This window comes from Pseudoxanthomonas japonensis (assembly GCF_010093445.1).
GTDB classification, from domain to species: domain Bacteria; phylum Pseudomonadota; class Gammaproteobacteria; order Xanthomonadales; family Xanthomonadaceae; genus Pseudoxanthomonas_A; species Pseudoxanthomonas_A japonensis.
In genome coordinates this window covers 58,498-74,873 of the sequence record NZ_PDWW01000012.1, presented here as the reverse complement: position 1 = coordinate 74,873, position 16,376 = coordinate 58,498, and the positions used below count along the sequence as shown (strand labels likewise).

Genomic DNA, 16,376 nt, shown 5'->3' with positions numbered 1-16,376 from the left:
CACGAAGGCGGCGGTCAGAAGCGCGCATCGGCGAACCAGTCGTCCGAATCCCTGGCGCGGGTCGGCGCCACGATGTCTTCCTCGACCTCAGCGCCGAAGAAGCGTTGCACGTCCTGCACACGCTGCGTGCGGCGGAACGGCGGCAGCGAGTCGAGGAACACGCGCCCGTACGGCTTGCCGGTCAGGCGCGGATCGCACAGCACCAGCACGCCGCGGTCGGTCTCGCTGCGGATCAGCCGGCCGACCGCCTGCTTCAGCGCGATCACCGCCTGCGGCAGTTGCTCGTCACGGAACGGATTGCCGCCGGAACGGCGCACCGCCTCCAGCCGCGCCTCGAACACCGGATCGTCCGGCGCGGCGAACGGCAGCTTGTCGACCATCACCACGCTCAGCGCATCGCCGACCACGTCGACGCCTTCGCGGAAACTCGCCGCGCCCAGCAGCACGCCGTTGCCGGATTCGCGGAACCGCTCCAGCAACGTGCCGCGTGGCGCCTCGCCCTGCACGAACAACGGCCACGGGCCGCCACGCAGCGCCTCCGCGGCCTCGCGCAACGCACGGTGCGACGCGAACAGCAGGAACGCGCGCCCCTTCGACGCCTCCAGCACGGGCCGCAAGGTCGCGATCAGCCCCTGGCCGTAGCCCGGCGCATTCGGATCGGGCAACCCGGTCGGCAGGTAGCACAGCGCCTGCTGCGGCCAGTCGAACGGACTCGGCTGCAACAGCGTCGGCGGATCGTCCAGGCCCAGCCGCACGGCGAGGTGGTCGAAGCGCCCACCGACCGCCAGCGTGGCCGAGGTGAACACCCACGCCGCGCGCGACTGCTCGCGGTGCTGGCGCAACGGGCCGGAAACATCGAGCGGCGTGCGCTGGCAGCGGAACGCGCGCGGCGTCAGTTCGTACCAGAGGACGTCGCTGGCGTCGTCGGCTGGCGCGGCGTCATCGTCGAAGGCATCCGTGGTCGGCGCCGCGTACCAGCGCGTCAGCCGGGTGGCGAACTCCTTCGCGCGTGCCGCGCACGCTTCCAGTCCCAGCGAGGCCTCGACCAGCGGCGCGAGCGCGGCGGTGAGCTCATCCAGCGCACCAGCGAGCGCATCGAAGCCGGCCGCGACGCCGGGCTTGGCGAGCAGGCGCTCGCGCGTGCCCCGTGCGGGCAACCCTTCCATCGCCGCGCGCAGTTCGCGCAGTGCCTGCTCCAGCGCGCGCACGGGCGGCTGCAGCGCCGACAGCGCGCCGGCCGCGTCCTTCGACTCGGTCAGGCAGTCGCGCGCCAGTTCCTGCAACGGGCGCATGCCGAAGCCTTCACCGAAGAAGTTCGCGGCCAGTTCGGGCAGCTGGTGCGCTTCGTCGATGACGAACGCCTGCGCGCCCGGCAGGATCTCGCCGAAGCCTTCCTGCTTCAGCGCCAGGTCGGCGAGGAGCAGGTGGTGGTTGACCACCACGATGTCCGCGGACTGCGCGCGCTGGCGTGCCTGCACCACGAAGCAGTCTTCCCAGAACGGGCACTCGCTGCCCAGGCAGTTGTCGATGGTGGACGTGACCAGCGGCAGCAGCGGCGAGTCGTCCGGCAACGCGGCCAGCTCCGCCATGTCGCCGAATTTGGTGCGTCCGCCCCAGGCGACGATGCGCTGGAATTGGTCGACCTGCTCGCGACTGGTGAACGTGGTGCGCAGCGCCTGCGGGTCGCCCTTGGCCTGGTTCAGGCGGTAGCGGCACAGGTAATTGCTGCGCCCCTTCAGCAGCGCGGACTTCAGTCCGGCCACGCCGAGCGCATCGCGCACGCGCGGCAGGTCGCGGTGGTAGAGCTGGTCCTGCAGCGCGCGCGTGCCGGTGGAGACGATGGTCTTCAGCCCCGACAGCAGCGCAGGCACCAGATAGGCGAAGGTCTTGCCGGTGCCCGTGCCGGCCTCGGCGAGCAGCACGTCGCGCGCATCGAAGGCGTCGGCGATCGCCGCCGTCAGGCGCTGCTGTGCATCGCGGGGCGCGAAGGCATCGAGTCGTTCCGCCAGCGCACCGCCCTCGCTGAGGGCGTCGCGGCTGGCCTGGGCTAGCTGGGACATCGGGAAAACGGAGGGCGGCGTGCAGCGGCAAGGGTACCGCGTCACGGACGCGGCATGCGCCTCACATCCGCTCGATCACCGGCACGGTGCACGCATCGCGCTTGCTCTCCGCCTCGGCGATCGCCGCTTGCAGGGCCGCAGCGCGCGCGGCATGGGCGGCGGCATCCTCCGGCGTGTGGCGTGCGGGCAACGGTTGATGCACCGCGAGTTCGTGCTGGCGCACCTGGCGCACGGTTTCCCAGTGCTGGCGGCACAGCGGACCCACCTGCGAACCCAGCTGGAAGGCGCGCTGCGCCAGCGTGTCGGCGCGTGCGTAGTCGCCCTGCAGCATCGCCACTTCGGCCCGTTCCTGCAGCACGGCAGGATCGTCCGGCACCAGCAGCAAGGCCTGGTTCAATGCGTCCGCCGCCCTGGCGACATCGCGCGACGCGCGTGCCTGCTGCGCCGTCTCACGCAGGTCCTCGACCTGTGGATCGCGCAACGGCTGCACGGCGAGCTCGCGGTCGTCGGCGCCCGCGGCGGCATGGATCGCGGCGACACGCTGGTCCGGCGTCACCGGATCGCGTACGACCGGTGCCTCGGGCACCGGTGCGGAGACGCAACCGGCCAGCAGGATCAGCAGGAGGGGGAAGGCGTACTTCATCTTCATGGTTGTTGCGCGGGCGGGTCCTGGGGAGGCGGTGCGGGTTCTTCCTTCTTGCGGTCCAGGCCGAACCAGCTGCGCCAGCCGCCACCGTCCTGCTCTTCGCCTTCGACCGGCACCTGCTCGATGACGCACGGCGCGTAGGCCGGCGCGAAGCCGGAGACGAACGGCAGCTGCCGGGCTTCCGGACAGCTGGCGTCGGTACTGTTGGACCCGACTACCCACTGCCAGTCCAGGCCCTTGCCCGACACCTTCAGCGGTGCACTGGGCAACCGCGCGAACAGGCCCGACCACACGCGCATGGCACCGGTGCCACCGTACAGGCCGGTCTGCTCGTTCTGGTCGTTGCCCATCCACACCACCGCGAGGTGGTCGCCGGTATAGCCCGCATACCAGCTGTCGCGGCTGTCGTTGCTGGTGCCGGTCTTGCCGGCCGACTGCAACCTGCCCAGGCCATCGCCGATCAGCTGGCGGCCGGTGCCGTTCGACACGACCTGCTGCAAGGCCACCGTGATGAGGTTGGCGGCGATGGAATCGCCTTCCTGCGCGGGCGCCGGCGTCTTGTCGTAGCGCTTGAGCAGCTTGCCGTCGGGATCGAGCACGCCGCGCACCGCGTGCAGCGGCTGGATCTCGCCGCCGGAGGCGAGGAACTGGTACAGCTGCGCCATCGCGTACGGGCTCTGGTCCGTGGAACCCAGGATCAAGGCCGGGTTGGGTTCGGCCTGGATGCCGGCCAGCACGCGGATGAGCTGCGCCAGGCGGTCCGGTTCGACCTTCATGCCCACGCGCACGGTGGCCTGGTTGTACGAACGCGCCAGCGCATCGACCAGCCGCACGGTGCCGTGGCTGCGGCGGTCGGCGTTGTCCGGCGTCCAGCGCCGGTTCTTGCCCAACTGCACGGTCACCGGGGAGTCGTCGACCCAGGTTGCGAGCGAATACTGGTCCGGCTGGGCCAGTGCGAGCAGGTAGACGAAGGGCTTTAGCAGCGAACCGACCGGCCGCTGGGCCTCGACGGCGCGGTTGAAGCCGACTTCCGCCACGTTGCGGCTACCGACCACGGCCAGCACGTCGCCGTCGTGCACGTCGGTCACCACCATGCCGGCCTGCAGCGGCGGACGGCGCTTGTTCTCCAGCGCCTTGATCGTGCGCGTCACCGACGCTTCCGCATACGCCTGCGCCGACGGCGACATGCCGGTCAGCACGCTCAGGCCCGCGCCCTGCAGGGCGCTCTCGGGATAGTCGCGCGCCAGCTGGCGGCGGACCAGATCCACGTAGGCGGGGAAGCGATTGGCCGCGGCCATGCCCGGCGTCTTGGTCACGCCCAGCGGTGCGGCGCGCGCGCGCGCGTATTCGGCATCATCGATGAGGCCTGTTTCGTGCAGCTTGGAGAGCACATAGTCGCGCCGTTCGGTGGCGCGCTCCGGATTGCGTCGCGGGTTGTACCAGGACGGACCCTTGACCAGTCCGATCAGCAGCGCGACCTGTTCGGTGGTCAGGCTGTCCAGGTCGCGGCCGAACCAGAATTCCGCACCGGCGGCGACGCCATGGATCGCCTGGCTGCCACGCTGGCCCAGATCGACCTGGTTGAAATACGCCTCGAGGATGGTGCGCTTGTCGTAGCGCGCTTCCAGGATCAGCGCATAAAGGATCTCGTTGAACTTGCGTGTCGGCGTCTGTTCCTTGCCGATCCCCAGCAGGCCGCTGCGCGCCAGCTGCTGGGTCAGCGTGCTGGCGCCCTGCTTCGTATCGCCACCGGAACGCACCAGCAGCCATGCCGCGCGCACCATGCCCGACAGGTCGATGCCGTGGTGGTCCTTGAAGTCGCGGTCCTCGACCGCCTGCAGGCCGGTCACCAGCAGTTCCGGCACTTCCTCCAGCCGCACCAGCCGGCGCTCTTCCTGCTTCTGCCCGTACAGCGTGGCGATGCGCGCCGGATCCAGCCGCGCCGCCTTGAGGTTCTGCTTGCGGCCAAGGTCGCGCACCGCGGCGACGCGGCCGTCGGACAGGCTGACCTGCAGCCGGCGCGGCGCCACGCGCCCGTCCACGTCGATGAAGCCGCGGCTGGAAATGGTGAAGCGACCGCCGTCGCGCGCGTAGGTCCCGGGGCGCTCGCCGGCACCATCGTCGCGGTAGGCCGCCGCATCGAGTTCGGTCTTCAGCGTCTGCGCGTCCATCGCCAGCCCCGGCGCGACCTGCAACGGCCGCGCATAGACGCGGGTTGGGATCTGCCAGCGCAACTCGCCGAAACGCTCGGTGACCTGATGGTTCAGGTACATCGTGTAGGGGATCAGGAACCCCAGGCCCAGGCCCACCGCGGCCAGGCCCCACGTCAGCAGGCGCTGCCGCCAGCCGGGGCCGTCGCCGTCGTCGATGTCGTCTTCGTCCAGTGCTTCGTCGTCGTAGTCGTTGCGGGCCACAGGGGATGCGACAATGGGAAGTCGGGCGAGTCTAGCGCAGTCCCCCAGGGATGGCCGGCCGGCCGACATCCATCGATTCAGACTGAGACCCGTGCCGCCCCTGCTCCGTTACCAGCTCGACAACGCGTTGTCCCGCCTGCATCGCGCCAGGGTCCTGCTGCACGCCAGGGGATGGAAGGCGCTTCTTTCACGCGCCGCGGCCGCTGTCCCCGCTGCGGCCATCCCACCGGCGGCCGTCGCGCACGCCGACATGCTCGACGTGCCGCAAACGGATCGACCCTTGTCCGTGCTATGGGTGGACGAGCAACTGCCCGAGCCCTCGCGCGATTCGGGTTCGCTGAGGATGTTCAATCTGCTGCGGCTGCTGGTGGCGATGGGGCACCGCATCGACGTGCTGCCTCTGTCCCGCATCGGCAACACCACGGGACAACAACGCTTGCAGGATATCGGCGTGCACTGCCCAGACATCGGCGCGCAGCGGCCCGAATCATGGTTCGCACGCGAAGGCATGCATTACGACGCCGTCATCGTCAGCCGCTACCACCTGGCATGGTCGTGGCTTCCGTTCCTGCGCCGCGCCCATCCGCGCGCGCTGAAGATCGTCGACACCGTCGACCTCCATCACGTCAGGGAACTCGGTGAAGCGAACCTCCGCTCGCGCCGCCTGTTGCGGTCCGCCGCACGCGCTACCCGTCGCCATGAGTTGCGTGCCATCCGGGACGCCGACGTAACCTGGGTGGTCAGCGAGGCGGAGCGCGACCTGCTCCGCGACATCGCGCCGGATGCGCGCGTCGAAATCGTCTCCAACATCCACCTGCTTCCTGCGACCGCACCGAGCAGGCCAACCGGTGCAAGACTGGTCTTCGTGGGAGGCGCCCAGCATCCGCCCAACCTGGACGGCGTGCGCTGGCTGCTGACCGACATCCTTCCGCTGATCCTGCGTCGCCGGCCGGAATGCGAACTTCACCTGGTGGGACGCGGCCTGGAGGCGGCTGCACACGACTTGGTCGTTCCGCACAACGTCGTCTTCCACGGCCAACTCGACGACGTCCAAGCACTCTTCGAGACTTGCCATGTCGGTCTTGCTCCGCTCAGGTTCGGAGCTGGCGTGAAAGGCAAGATCAACCATTACATGGCCTTTGGCCTCCCCACCGTCGCGTCCCCGAGCGCCGTCGAGGGCATGCATCTGCGGCACGGCCACGACGTACTGGTCGCCGGCGATGCCGACGGCTTCGCGGACGCCGTGCAGCGATTGCTGGACGAGGGTGCGCTGTGGGTATCGCTGTCGCAACAAGGCCGCGAGAACGTGCGGCGCCATTTCTCGATCGCCTCAGCGATCCCGGGGATCGAAGCCTCGCTCGATATCCGTTGCCACGGTCGCGACACCTGAATGCACATCCTGCTGATCGCCTACGAGTTTCCGCCCAGCCCGTCGCCGCAGTCGCTGCGCTGGACCTACCTGGCCCGCTACCTGGCAGAGCGCGGCCATCGCATCAGCGTGCTCACGATCAACCTGGGTGGCACATCGACGGGATTGCCGGCGCTGCCCGCGGACATCGTCGTGACCCGCACGTTCGCGGGACCGGTCCGCGGCTGCCTGGCGACGCTCCGCGAACGACGCCATCGCCGCGGACTTCGGCGCGACCGCGCGGACGTTGCGGATATTGGCGGCGTGCCCGCCCTCGCGCCAACCAATTCGGCCAGTCGGCAGGGCTGGAAGCAGGCCCTGTCCGATCTGCTGCAGGGCGCGGCGGCAAGGGTTATCTTCCCCGACGTACGCGGGGAATGGCTGCCTTGGGCGCGTCGCCGGCTCGACCGGATGCTCGAGACGGATCCTCCCGACCTGGTCATCAGCTCGCACGAACCGGCGACATCGCTGCAGTTGGGGCTGCGTGCGAAGCGGCGCGGACTGCCGTGGATCGCCGATCTCGGCGATCCCGTGCTCGCACCCTACACTCCGGCCCGCTGGCGGAGGCGCGCGTGGATGCTTGAACGGAAGGTGGCCGAGACGGCGGACCACATCCTGGTCACGACACCGGCCGCCGCCGCCCTGCTGGCCGAACGCCATCACCGTGATGCCGGCGTCACCGTGGTGACCCAAGGCCATGCGGGCGATCATCCCGTGCCGCCGGGCGATGATGGCCTGTTCGCGCCGTATCGGCTTGAGCTGCTGTACACGGGCAGCTTCTACCGCTTCCGCCGGCCGGACGCGTTGCTGGAAGCGCTGCGTGAGCTGCCCGAAGCCCGGCTCAACATCGCGTCGGTCGCCCTGCCGGCGAGCGTGATCGAGTTCGCCCGCGAGCTGCCGGACCAGGTGCGGGTCCTCGGCTTTCTTCCGCATGCGCAGGCGCTAGACCTGCAGCGGCGCGCGGACGTGCTGGTCAACATCGGCAACGCCGACCCCAGCCAGGTACCGGGCAAGATCTACGAGTACCTCGGCGCCTGCCGTCCGATCCTCCATCTGGGCGACGCGGACGATGCGATCGCGACGTTCGTCGCCGGCCTCCGCCGTGGCTGGTCATGCGAGAACCGCGAAGGCCCCATCGCGGAGCGCGTGCGCAGCCTGATCGCGGACAAGCGGGCCGGCCGTTTCGCGGACGGACTGGATCTCGGGCCGGCGTCGGTCGCACCCTGGCACTGGCGCGCGTCGGCCGCCACGATCGATGCGCTGGCGCGGTCTCTGGTACGGAAGGCCTAGGGGCTGCGACCGGTCGTCGCGGATTGCACGCGCTGCTCGAACTCTGCGAAGCCGCCGGCCTGCGCATCGAGCGCATGTGCCTGGTCCCGTGCCTCGGTCGCGAACGCCAAGTCGCCCGCCCCGAGCCGCTCTGTGCCGACGGCGATCCATTTTTCCGCCAGCCTCCGTCGTGCGTCCACCAGCGCTGGATCGCGCGGCTGCAGGGTCTGCCAGGCTTGCTGGCAGGCCTGCGCGCGACGGATGCGATTGGCGCGCAGTTCTTCCTCGTAGCAGTTGCGGACGGCGGGCAGCAGGCGGGTCGCGGCCTGCTTCACCGCTGGGCTGTCAGGCGAGAGCGCCTGCGCCGCGCGCAAGGTGTCGTAGGCGCTTTCGCCGGGCGGCGTCAGCCATTGGCCCTGCGCCTCGGCCTGCGCCATCCGCGCGAGCAGCGCGACGACGCGGCGCTCGCGTTCACGCGCACCGAGGGACGCGGTCGCGCCCTGACGTTGCTGTACCTCGCGTGCCCGCGCGACGGCCTGCTCCGCCTGCGCCAGACGACCCGACTGCGGCGCCAGTTCGCGGGCGAGGCCCAACTCGTGTCGTGCCTGCACGAAATCGAAATCGCCCGCCTCGCGCTCCGCCTGCCGCGCGTGTGCGATGCCGATCTGCTCCAGGCCCTGCCGCGCACCGCCGTCGTCGGGCGCGGCAGACAGGACCGCTTCGTAGGCCGCGCGTGCGGACGCCAGCCTGCCGCGCGCCAGATCGCGCGCACCGGCGCGACGTCGCGCGTCGACGGCCGCGGCCAGCGCCGCTTCCGCCTGCGGCAGGTCGACATGGCCGGCGTCGAACGTGCGCGCCGAGGTGATCCTGGCGGCGGCTTCGCCGATCTCGCCGCGGCGGAGATGCGATCCGGCCTCCTGCAGCAGGTCGGACAGCGCGTCTTCCCTGCCCTCCAGCGCCTCGATGCGCGTCGGCTGCAGCGCCAGCACGCGCTGGTACAGCGGCAGGGCCGTGTCGTCGCCGCCCCACAGGCGCTCGTCCGCCTGCGCGCGCGCCGCGGCGGCGAGCAGGCCATCGACACCGGCATGCTCGGCTTCGCGCGTGCGCAAACGCAGCGCCAGCGCATCCGCCTGCGGTCGCGGCACCTGCAGGTCGCGGGCGAGCGCGAGGTGCGCGCGGGCCTCGTCGAAACGGCCCTGTCCGAGCGCGACGTCCGCCGCACGCAACGCGGCCTGCGCGACGCGGCCAAGGCCGTCGGCAGCCTCGGTGCGGTCGTTGTCCAGCGCCTGCGCGGCTTCGTAGAGCTGGCGCGCGCCGCTGCCATCGGTCGCATCCAGATGGCCGGCACGCAGCGCCTGGTCCGCCTGGTCGAGCAGCGACTGGATACGGGTCTGCGGCCACAGCACGTCTGCCAGCGGCTGGCGGAACGCGATGACGAGCACGATGAAGAGGATGGCGAGACCGGCGACCCAGCGCCAATGCCGGCGATCGCGCCAGGCAGGGACCGCCGCCACGCGGGGCGCCGCGGGATCGCCCGCCGCGCCGCGCGTCCAGTCGATGCGCGGTTCGATGCGTCGGCCCCGTCCGGCGCCCTGGTGGTCTTCGCGGGTCACGCCCGCAGCATACCCACTCAGCCTGAACGTCGCGCGTCTTCGACCCCGGGCAATGCATCGAGCTTGCCCAGCAGCGTGGAGAGCTGGCCGAAGTCGGCCACCTTCAGCCGCAGGCGCAGGTGCACGCGGCCACTGGTGCGGTTGCTCTGGCTGTTGATGTCCAGCACGTTGGCTTCTTCCTGCGCGATCAGCGTGGTGATGTCCTTGAGCAGCCACTTGCGGTCGAGCGCGGTGACCTGCACGTCGACTTCATAGCCGCCGCCGGCCTGCCCCCATTCCACCGGCAGCACGCGTTGCGGGCTGGTGGCCGCCAGGCGCGCGAACGCCGCGCAGTCCGCGCGATGCACGGTCACGCCACGCACCCGCGTCAGGTAACCGGCGATGGGTTCGCCGGGCACCGGCTGGCAGCACTTGGCCAGCTGCACCAGCAGGTTGCCCACGCCCTGCACGGTGAACTTCGACTTGCCAGGCTTGGCGACCCTGCGCGGTGGCCGCAGTACCGGCAGCGACACCGCATCCGGCTCGGCCGCCGCACGTTGCTCTTCGTGCAGCGCACGCCCGACCTGGTGCGGGCCGACATCGCCCAGCGCGACCTGGATGTACAGCTCCTCGACGCTGTCGGCATGGAACTTCTTCGCCGCGCCCGTCAGGTCGGCGTGGTGCAGTCCGAGCCGCTTCAGTTCCTTGTCCAGCAGCTCGCGCCCGGCCTGCAAGTTGCGCGCGCGGTCGAGCTTGTGGAACCACGCCCGCACCTTGTCGCGCGAGCGCCCGCTGGCGAGGAAGCCGTTGGCCTGCAGCAACCAGTCGCGACGCGGCTCCGGCTCTTTCGACGTCATGATCTCGACGCGGTCGCCGCTGCGCAGCACGTGGTTGAGCGGCACGATGCGGCCGTTGACCTTGGCGCCGCGCGTGCGGTGCCCGACCATCGTGTGCACGTGGTACGCGAAGTCGAGCACGGTGCCGCCGCGCGGCAGGTCGACCACCTCGCCCTTTGGCGTCAGCGCATAGATGCGATCCTCGACCAGTTCCGCATCGAGTTCACCCGCCAGGCTGCCTTCGCCCACGGAGCCGTCGCCCGCGCCATCCAGCAGCCGGCGCATCCACGCGATCTTGCGATCGAAGGCATCGCCGCCGCCCTTGCCTTCCTTGTATTTCCAGTGCGCCGCCACGCCCAGTTCGGCCTGCGCGTGCATCTCGTGCGTGCGGATCTGCACCTCCACCGTGCGACCTTCCGGGCCGACCACGGCCGTATGCAGCGAGCGGTAGTCGTTGGCCTTCGGGCGAGCGATGTAGTCGTCGAACTCGCTGGGGATCGGCACCCACAGTGCGTGCACGATGCCCAGCGCGGCATAGCACGCGGCGACGTCGTCCACCGCGATACGCACCGCACGCAGGTCGTACAGCTCGTCGAAGCCGACCTGCTTGCGCTGCATCTTCCGCCAGATGCTGTAGATGTGCTTCGGCCGACCACTGACGTCCGCGTGGATCCCGTTCTCGGCCAGTGCCGCCCGCAGCGCGTCGATGACCTCGCCGATGTAGCGCTCGCGACCGAGGCGCTTTTCATCGAGTTGCGTGGCGATCTGCTTGTACACCTGCGGCTGCAGGTAGCGGAACGCGAGGTCTTCCAGTTCCCATTTCAGCTGCCAGATGCCCAGCCGGTTGGCCAGCGGCGCATGGATGTCGCGGGTGAGGCGCGCCAACGCCTGGCGCTCCGATTCCGGCAAGGCGCCCGCGGCGCGCATGCGCGCGAGCTGTCGGGCCAGCAGGATGGTGACCACGCGCAGGTCGCGCACGATCGCCAGCAGCAGCCGGCGCAGGCCTTCCGTGTTGCCGCTGCGCGCCTGCTCCGCGTGCAGCGCCCAGACCTGCGCGGCCGCGACCTGGCCCTCCAGCAGATCCGCCAGTCCGGGCACCTGCTTGCCTGCCATGATGCGTCCCAGGGCGGGTTGAAGCGCCGGCAGCCCATGCAGGAGGGCGGCCAGGATGACGTCGGCGTCCGCACCCAGCGTCACCAGCGTGTCCAGCGTATCGGCCAGCACCTCGGCCGCATCGGGCATGCCGATCCGCGCGTCCGTTGCCGTCGCGGCTTCGGTCAGCGCTCGCCGCGCAGGGTCCGGCACCACCCCAAGGGCGGGCCGCTGCAGCAGGGTGGCGATGTCGTGAACGGGGGGATTCATGGCAATGTGGACGTGCGACCAAGGGCCGCAGGAATGACTACACTACCGGCCAGCCGACCATAGGAACACCCATGAAGATGAGCCGCTTGTTTCTATCCATCGCATTGGCGACCGCACCGGTGCTCGCCTTCGCACAGGACAACGCCAACGACGCGCGCTTCGCCAACCTGCGCGAGTCGATGACCGCCGACGAGTTCAAGGCCGCCGGCCTCGACAAGCTCAGCGATGCTGAACTCGCCGCTCTGAGTGGCTGGCTCACCCGCAAGGTCGGCGCGGAGACCGCGCGCGCAGTGGAACAAGTGCGCCAGGAAACGCAGACCGCCATCACGCAAGCCAAGGATGACACGCGAAAGCAGGTCGAGCAGGAGAACCGCGGGTTCTTCGATTTCGGCTCGGATGAGCCCATCAAGAGCACGCTGGCCGGCGAATTCAAGGGCTTCTCCAAGGGCAACCGCTATACGCTTGCCAACGGCCAGGTCTGGGAACAGATCGAGGCTGCAAGCCTCAACGGCGTGCGCAAGACGAACCCTGCCGTCACCATCAAGCCGGGCTTGTTCAACAACTGGTTCCTGCGCATCGACGGCTACAACACGCCCGCCAAGGTCCGTCGCATCAAGTAAGCCGCCTCACCCGCGCAGCGCCTGCAGGCGCTGCGCGAGTTTCTTCGGCGACACGCCGCTCTTCGCGCCCAGTTCCTGCGCGAACACCGATACCCGCAGTTCCTCCAGGTCCCAGCGCAGCGCCTGCCAGTCCGCCGCCTGCGCGATGCCGTCCTCGTTCGCCTGCGCCAGTGCGTCGGCGAACGGCTTGAGTTCCAGCATGCGCGCCTGGTCCTTCGCCGGATCGCGCTTGGCGCGCTCGGCGCGCAGCGTCATCGCCTTCAGGTAGCGCGGCAACTGCGCCAGCGCGTCGGCGGGCGTGTCGCGCAGGAAGCCGGGATGCACCAGCGCCGCCAGTTGCGCGCGAAGGTCGTCGAGGTTGCCGCGCGCCCAGCCCATCAGCGGTGCGTCGAGTTGCGGCTTCAGCTCCGCCACCGCGGACAGGATCGCCTCGGCGAGTTTCAGCCGCTCCATCGCTTCGCCGAACAGGCGCTTGCCGGCGTCGTCGCGCCGGTGCTCGAATGCGGCACGGTCGCGGATCGCGTCCAGCCCGCCCGCCAGCACGGCATTCATCGCCGCATCGACGATGTCGCCCCGCAGGCGCTCCTGCGATTCGATCGCCGCATACAGCAGGCCAGTCTTCGGCGACACGGGCAGCTGCTTGCGTGCTTGCTTCACCTTGTCGGCCAGCGCGATCTCCAGCAGGCGGCGCACGCCGCGCGGATGCGCGGCATCGGCTTCGGCACGGTCGGCGAATACCTGCAATGCCACCGTCTCGCCCTCGTCGCGCAACGCCGGATAGGCCGGCACGCCGGCCTCGCCGGGCACCTCGCGCGGGATCGGCTGCGCAGGGAACTCGCGCAATCCCGTCGCCGCCATCTCGCGACCGGCACGCGCCGCGAACGCCTGTCCCGCCTTCGCACCGAAGCGCGCACGCAGTGCATCGAGATCGCGTGACTCGGCCAGCACTTTTCCTTCGCCGCCACCGCGCGGATCCTCGCGCAGCCGCAGGTTCATGCGCAGGTGCGGCTCCAGCGCCGCGTCGTCGAAGTCGAGCGCGCTGACCGCCACGCCGGTCGCACGCGACAGGAACCGCGCCAGTTCGCCCCGGATGTCGTCGGCGGTCGGTTTCGCGAACGCTTCGAAGAACGCGCGACCGAAATCCGGTGCCGGCACATAGTTGCGCCGCATCGCCTTGGGCAGGCTGCGGATCAGCCCGGCCGCCTTGTCGGCGACGAACCCCGGCGCCAACCACGACAGGCGTGCGGGATCCAGCGCGTTGAGCAGGTGCAGCGGCACCTCCAGCGTCACGCCATCGTCAACCGAACCCGGCTCGAACCGGTAGTGCAGCGGCAACCGCGCATCGCCGAGCGCGAAGTACTTCGGATAGCGGTCTTCCTCGCTGCCTTCGCCCGGCAACAGGTCGGCCAGCGACCAGTGCAGCGCACGACGCTTGTCCGGCGGAAGCGCCTTCCACCACGTATCCAGGCTGGCGGCGGAATGAATCTCGGACGGGATGCGGTCCAGGTACCAGCGTGCCTGCCAGTCCTCGTCGGCGACCAGGCCGGCGCGGCGCAGCTTGGCTTCTTCTTCGCGCGCCTGCTCCAGCGTCTTCAGGTTGTCGGCGACGAAGGACGCGCGCGTGTTGATCTCGCCGGTCACCAGGCCCTGGCGCACGAACAGGTCGTGCGCTTCGCCCGGGGCGATGCGGCCGTAGTGCACCGGCTTCTTCGGCGCCAGCACCAGCCCGAACAGGCTGATCTGCTCCGACGCCAGCACCTGGCCCTGCGCGCGCGACCAGTGCGGATCGAAATGTTTGCGCAGCAGCAGGTGCGGCAGTTCGGCGATCACCCAGTCCGGCTCGATCGTGGCCAGGGTCATGCCCCACACCTTCTGCGTGTCCAGCAGGTTGGCCGCCAGCAGCCACGGCGGCGGCCGCTTGGACAGCGGCGACCCCGGGAATGGCAGGAAGCGGCGCTGGCGCGGCGCCTGGTAGTCGCCCTTGTCGGTGCGATGGCCGATCTGCGTGGGCAGGCCGGCCACCAGCGCGCGATGCAGCGTCTGGTAGGCGCTGGCGCGCACGCGCTCACTGAAGCCACCACCGGCAGGCGCCTGGTCCTGCTGCGCACGCACGGCCACCGGTGCCGGCGCGGGCTCGGCCTTGCCTTCGCGCGCCAGGCGTGCGGCGCGATGCAGCTGGCCACGCGTGGCCTTCACCGCCGCGGCGCTGTCCTCGCGCGCGGCCGGCGGTGCGCTGCTGCCGGCGAGCAGCGGCGCCAGCGACGCTTCGCTGGCTTCTTCCTTCCAGCCCAGTTCCTCGCACAGCAGGCGCAGTTGGCGATGCAGCTCGCGCCATTCGCGCATGCGCAGGAAGCCAAGGAAATGGCGGCCGCACCAGTCGCGCAGCTTCGACTGGGTCAGGTCCTCATGCGCCTGGCGGTAGGCATCCCACAGCCGCAGCACGCCGACGAACTCGGAGCGGGCGTCGGCGAACTGCGCATGCGCGGTGTCCGCCGCGCCGCGCGCGTCGGCCGGGCGTTCGCGCGGATCCTGGATACCGAGGAACGAGGCGATCACCAGCATCGGCCGCAGGCAGCCCGCCGCCTGCGCGGCCACCAGCATCCGCGCCAGCTTCACGTCCACCGGCAGGCGTGCCATCTGCCGGCCGATCGCGGTCATGCGGCGCTCGCCGTCGATGGCGCCGAGCTCGGTCAGCTGCTGCCAGCCGTCGGCGACGGCCCGCTCGTCCGGCGCTTCCAGGAACGGGAAGTCTTCGATCCGGCCCAGGCCCAGTTGCAGCATGCGCAGGATCACGCCGGCCAGGCTGGAACGGCGGATCTCGGGATCGGTGAATTCCGCGCGCGCCTGGAAATCCGCTTCCGAGTACAGCCGGTAGCAGATGCCTTCGGCGATGCGTCCGCAGCGGCCCTTGCGCTGGTTGGCGCTGGCCTGCGACACCGGTTCGATGTGCAGACGGTCGAGCTTGCTGCGCGGGCTGTAGCGCTTGACGCGCGCGAACCCGGGATCGACCACGTAGCGGATGCGCGGCACCGTCAGCGAGGTCTCGGCCACGTTGGTGGCCAGCACGATGCGCCGGTTCGGGCCGGGGTTGAACACCCGGTCCTGGTCCTGGTTGGACAGCCGCGCATACAGCGGCAATACCTCGGTGTTGCGGTACTTGCGGCGCTCCAGCGACTGGTGCGCGTCGCGGATCTCGCGCTCGCCGGGCAGGAAGATCAGCACGTCGCCGCGCGCGTCCAGCCGGGTGATCTCGTCCACCGCCGCCACGATGGCGTCGTTGACGGTGCGGTCGCCTTCCTGCTCGCCCTCGCCGTCTCTCTCGCTTTCGGGCGCGCGGTAGCGCACCTCGACCGGGTAGGTGCGGCCTTCCACGCTGATCACCGGCGCGTCGTCGAAGTGTCTGGCGAAACGCGCGGTGTCGATGGTGGCCGAAGTGACGATGACCTTCAGGTCGCGGCGCTTGCGCAGCAGCTGCTTCAGGTAGCCGAGCAGGAAGTCGATGTTGAGGCTGCGTTCGTGCGCCTCGTCGACGACGATCGTGTCGTAGGCCGACAGCCAGCGGTCGCTGGCGATCTCCGCCAGCAGGATGCCGTCGGTCATGAACTTGATGTGGGTGTCTTCGCCGACCTGGTCGTTGAAGCGCACCTGGAAGCCGACGCCGCGGCCGAGTTCGGTCTTCAGTTCGTCGGCCACGCGGCGTGCGACCGCGCGCGCGGCGATGCGGCGTGGCTGCGTGCAGCCGATCATGCCGGCCACGCCGCGGCCGGCGGCCAGGCACAGCTTGGGCAGCTGGGTGGTCTTGCCGGAGCCGGTCTCGCCGGCGATCACGACGACCTGGTGGTTCCGGATCAGCTCGACGATGCGCTCGCCCTCCCGGGCGATCGGCAGCGCCTCGTCCAGCGTCACCACCGGCACGGTCGCCAGACGCCGTTCGCGGGTGGCGATAGAGGCGGTCAATGCCTGTTCGAAGGCCTGGCGCGCACCGGCATCGGCCGGCTTGCCCTGCCAGCGCGACCACAGCCCGTGCAGGCGGCCGCGGTCGCGGCTTAGCGCGCGGTCGAGCGACTGCCGGCCCTGGTCGAGGGCGGCGCGGTCGGGACGGGGGGAAGGGTTACGGGGAGTACTCATCTTCAGCACGCGCTTGAAACTTTTTGCTCACGCCACATGTT

9 protein-coding genes are annotated in these 16,376 nt (G+C 70.2%); 3 read left to right on the top strand and 6 right to left on the bottom strand.

Going from position 1 to position 16,376, the window contains the following annotated elements; genetic code table 11:
• Window positions 1-14: 14 nt before the first annotated feature.
• The 3 genes from CSC78_RS10090 to mrcB all read right to left on the bottom strand — a co-directional run bounded on the left by CSC78_RS10090 (window position 15) and on the right by mrcB (window position 5,090).
• Window positions 15-2,060: an ATP-dependent DNA helicase gene (locus CSC78_RS10090; RefSeq protein WP_162337781.1), complete on the bottom strand. Its 2,046-nt coding sequence runs from the start codon at window positions 2,058-2,060 to the stop codon at window positions 15-17.
• Window positions 2,061-2,121: 61 nt separating this feature from the next.
• Window positions 2,122-2,709, bottom strand: coding sequence for a tetratricopeptide repeat protein (locus CSC78_RS10085; protein ID WP_162337780.1), 588 nt, complete (start codon window positions 2,707-2,709; stop codon window positions 2,122-2,124).
• On the bottom strand, window positions 2,706-5,090 hold the full coding sequence (gene mrcB, locus CSC78_RS10080) for a penicillin-binding protein 1B (protein ID WP_379608814.1): 2,385 nt from the start codon (window positions 5,088-5,090) through the stop codon (window positions 2,706-2,708). Before mrcB ends, CSC78_RS10085 begins: the two co-directional genes overlap by 4 nt.
• Before the next feature lie 280 nt (window positions 5,091-5,370).
• On the opposite strand from mrcB, the gene CSC78_RS10075 reads away from it, so the two are divergent.
• Window positions 5,371-6,510 (top strand): glycosyltransferase family 4 protein, encoded by a 1,140-nt coding sequence (locus tag CSC78_RS10075; protein WP_162337778.1) that lies wholly within the window; start codon window positions 5,371-5,373, stop codon window positions 6,508-6,510.
• Entirely contained in the window at window positions 6,511-7,818 is a 1,308-nt protein-coding gene (locus CSC78_RS10070; RefSeq protein WP_162337777.1) for a glycosyltransferase, read from the top strand.
• On the opposite strand, the gene CSC78_RS10065 is transcribed toward CSC78_RS10070, so the two are convergent.
• A complete protein-coding gene (locus tag CSC78_RS10065) occupies window positions 7,815-9,311 on the bottom strand; it encodes a hypothetical protein (protein WP_379608816.1) in 1,497 nt (498 codons plus the stop codon). The genes CSC78_RS10070 and CSC78_RS10065 overlap by 4 nt on opposite strands.
• Window positions 9,312-9,427: 116 nt before the next feature.
• The gene (locus CSC78_RS10060) at window positions 9,428-11,587 is read right to left on the bottom strand and encodes a RelA/SpoT family protein (protein ID WP_162337776.1); all 2,160 of its coding nucleotides are present in this window, start codon (window positions 11,585-11,587) and stop codon (window positions 9,428-9,430) included.
• A gap of 71 nt (window positions 11,588-11,658) precedes the next feature.
• On the opposite strand from CSC78_RS10060, the gene CSC78_RS10055 reads away from it, so the two are divergent.
• Window positions 11,659-12,207: a hypothetical protein gene (locus CSC78_RS10055; protein WP_162337775.1), complete on the top strand. Its 549-nt coding sequence runs from the start codon at window positions 11,659-11,661 to the stop codon at window positions 12,205-12,207.
• Between the two features lie 6 nt (window positions 12,208-12,213).
• On the opposite strand, the gene hrpA is transcribed toward CSC78_RS10055, so the two are convergent.
• A complete protein-coding gene (hrpA, locus tag CSC78_RS10050; protein ID WP_162337774.1) occupies window positions 12,214-16,335 on the bottom strand; it encodes an ATP-dependent RNA helicase HrpA in 4,122 nt (1,373 codons plus the stop codon).
• Window positions 16,336-16,376 lie beyond the last annotated feature (41 nt).

Coding starts and splice junctions, on each gene's coding strand:
- CSC78_RS10085 (WP_162337780.1), bottom strand. CDS start 2,709: ATGAAGATGAAGTACGCCTTCCCCCTCCTGCTGATCCTGCTGGCCGGT.
- CSC78_RS10060 (WP_162337776.1), bottom strand. CDS start 11,587: ATGAATCCCCCCGTTCACGACATCGCCACCCTGCTGCAGCGGCCCGCC.
- CSC78_RS10075 (WP_162337778.1), top strand. CDS start 5,371: ATGCTCGACGTGCCGCAAACGGATCGACCCTTGTCCGTGCTATGGGTG.
- CSC78_RS10070 (WP_162337777.1), top strand. CDS start 6,511: ATGCACATCCTGCTGATCGCCTACGAGTTTCCGCCCAGCCCGTCGCCG.
- CSC78_RS10090 (WP_162337781.1), bottom strand. CDS start 2,060: ATGTCCCAGCTAGCCCAGGCCAGCCGCGACGCCCTCAGCGAGGGCGGT.
- hrpA (WP_162337774.1), bottom strand. CDS start 16,335: ATGAGTACTCCCCGTAACCCTTCCCCCCGTCCCGACCGCGCCGCCCTC.
- CSC78_RS10055 (WP_162337775.1), top strand. CDS start 11,659: ATGAAGATGAGCCGCTTGTTTCTATCCATCGCATTGGCGACCGCACCG.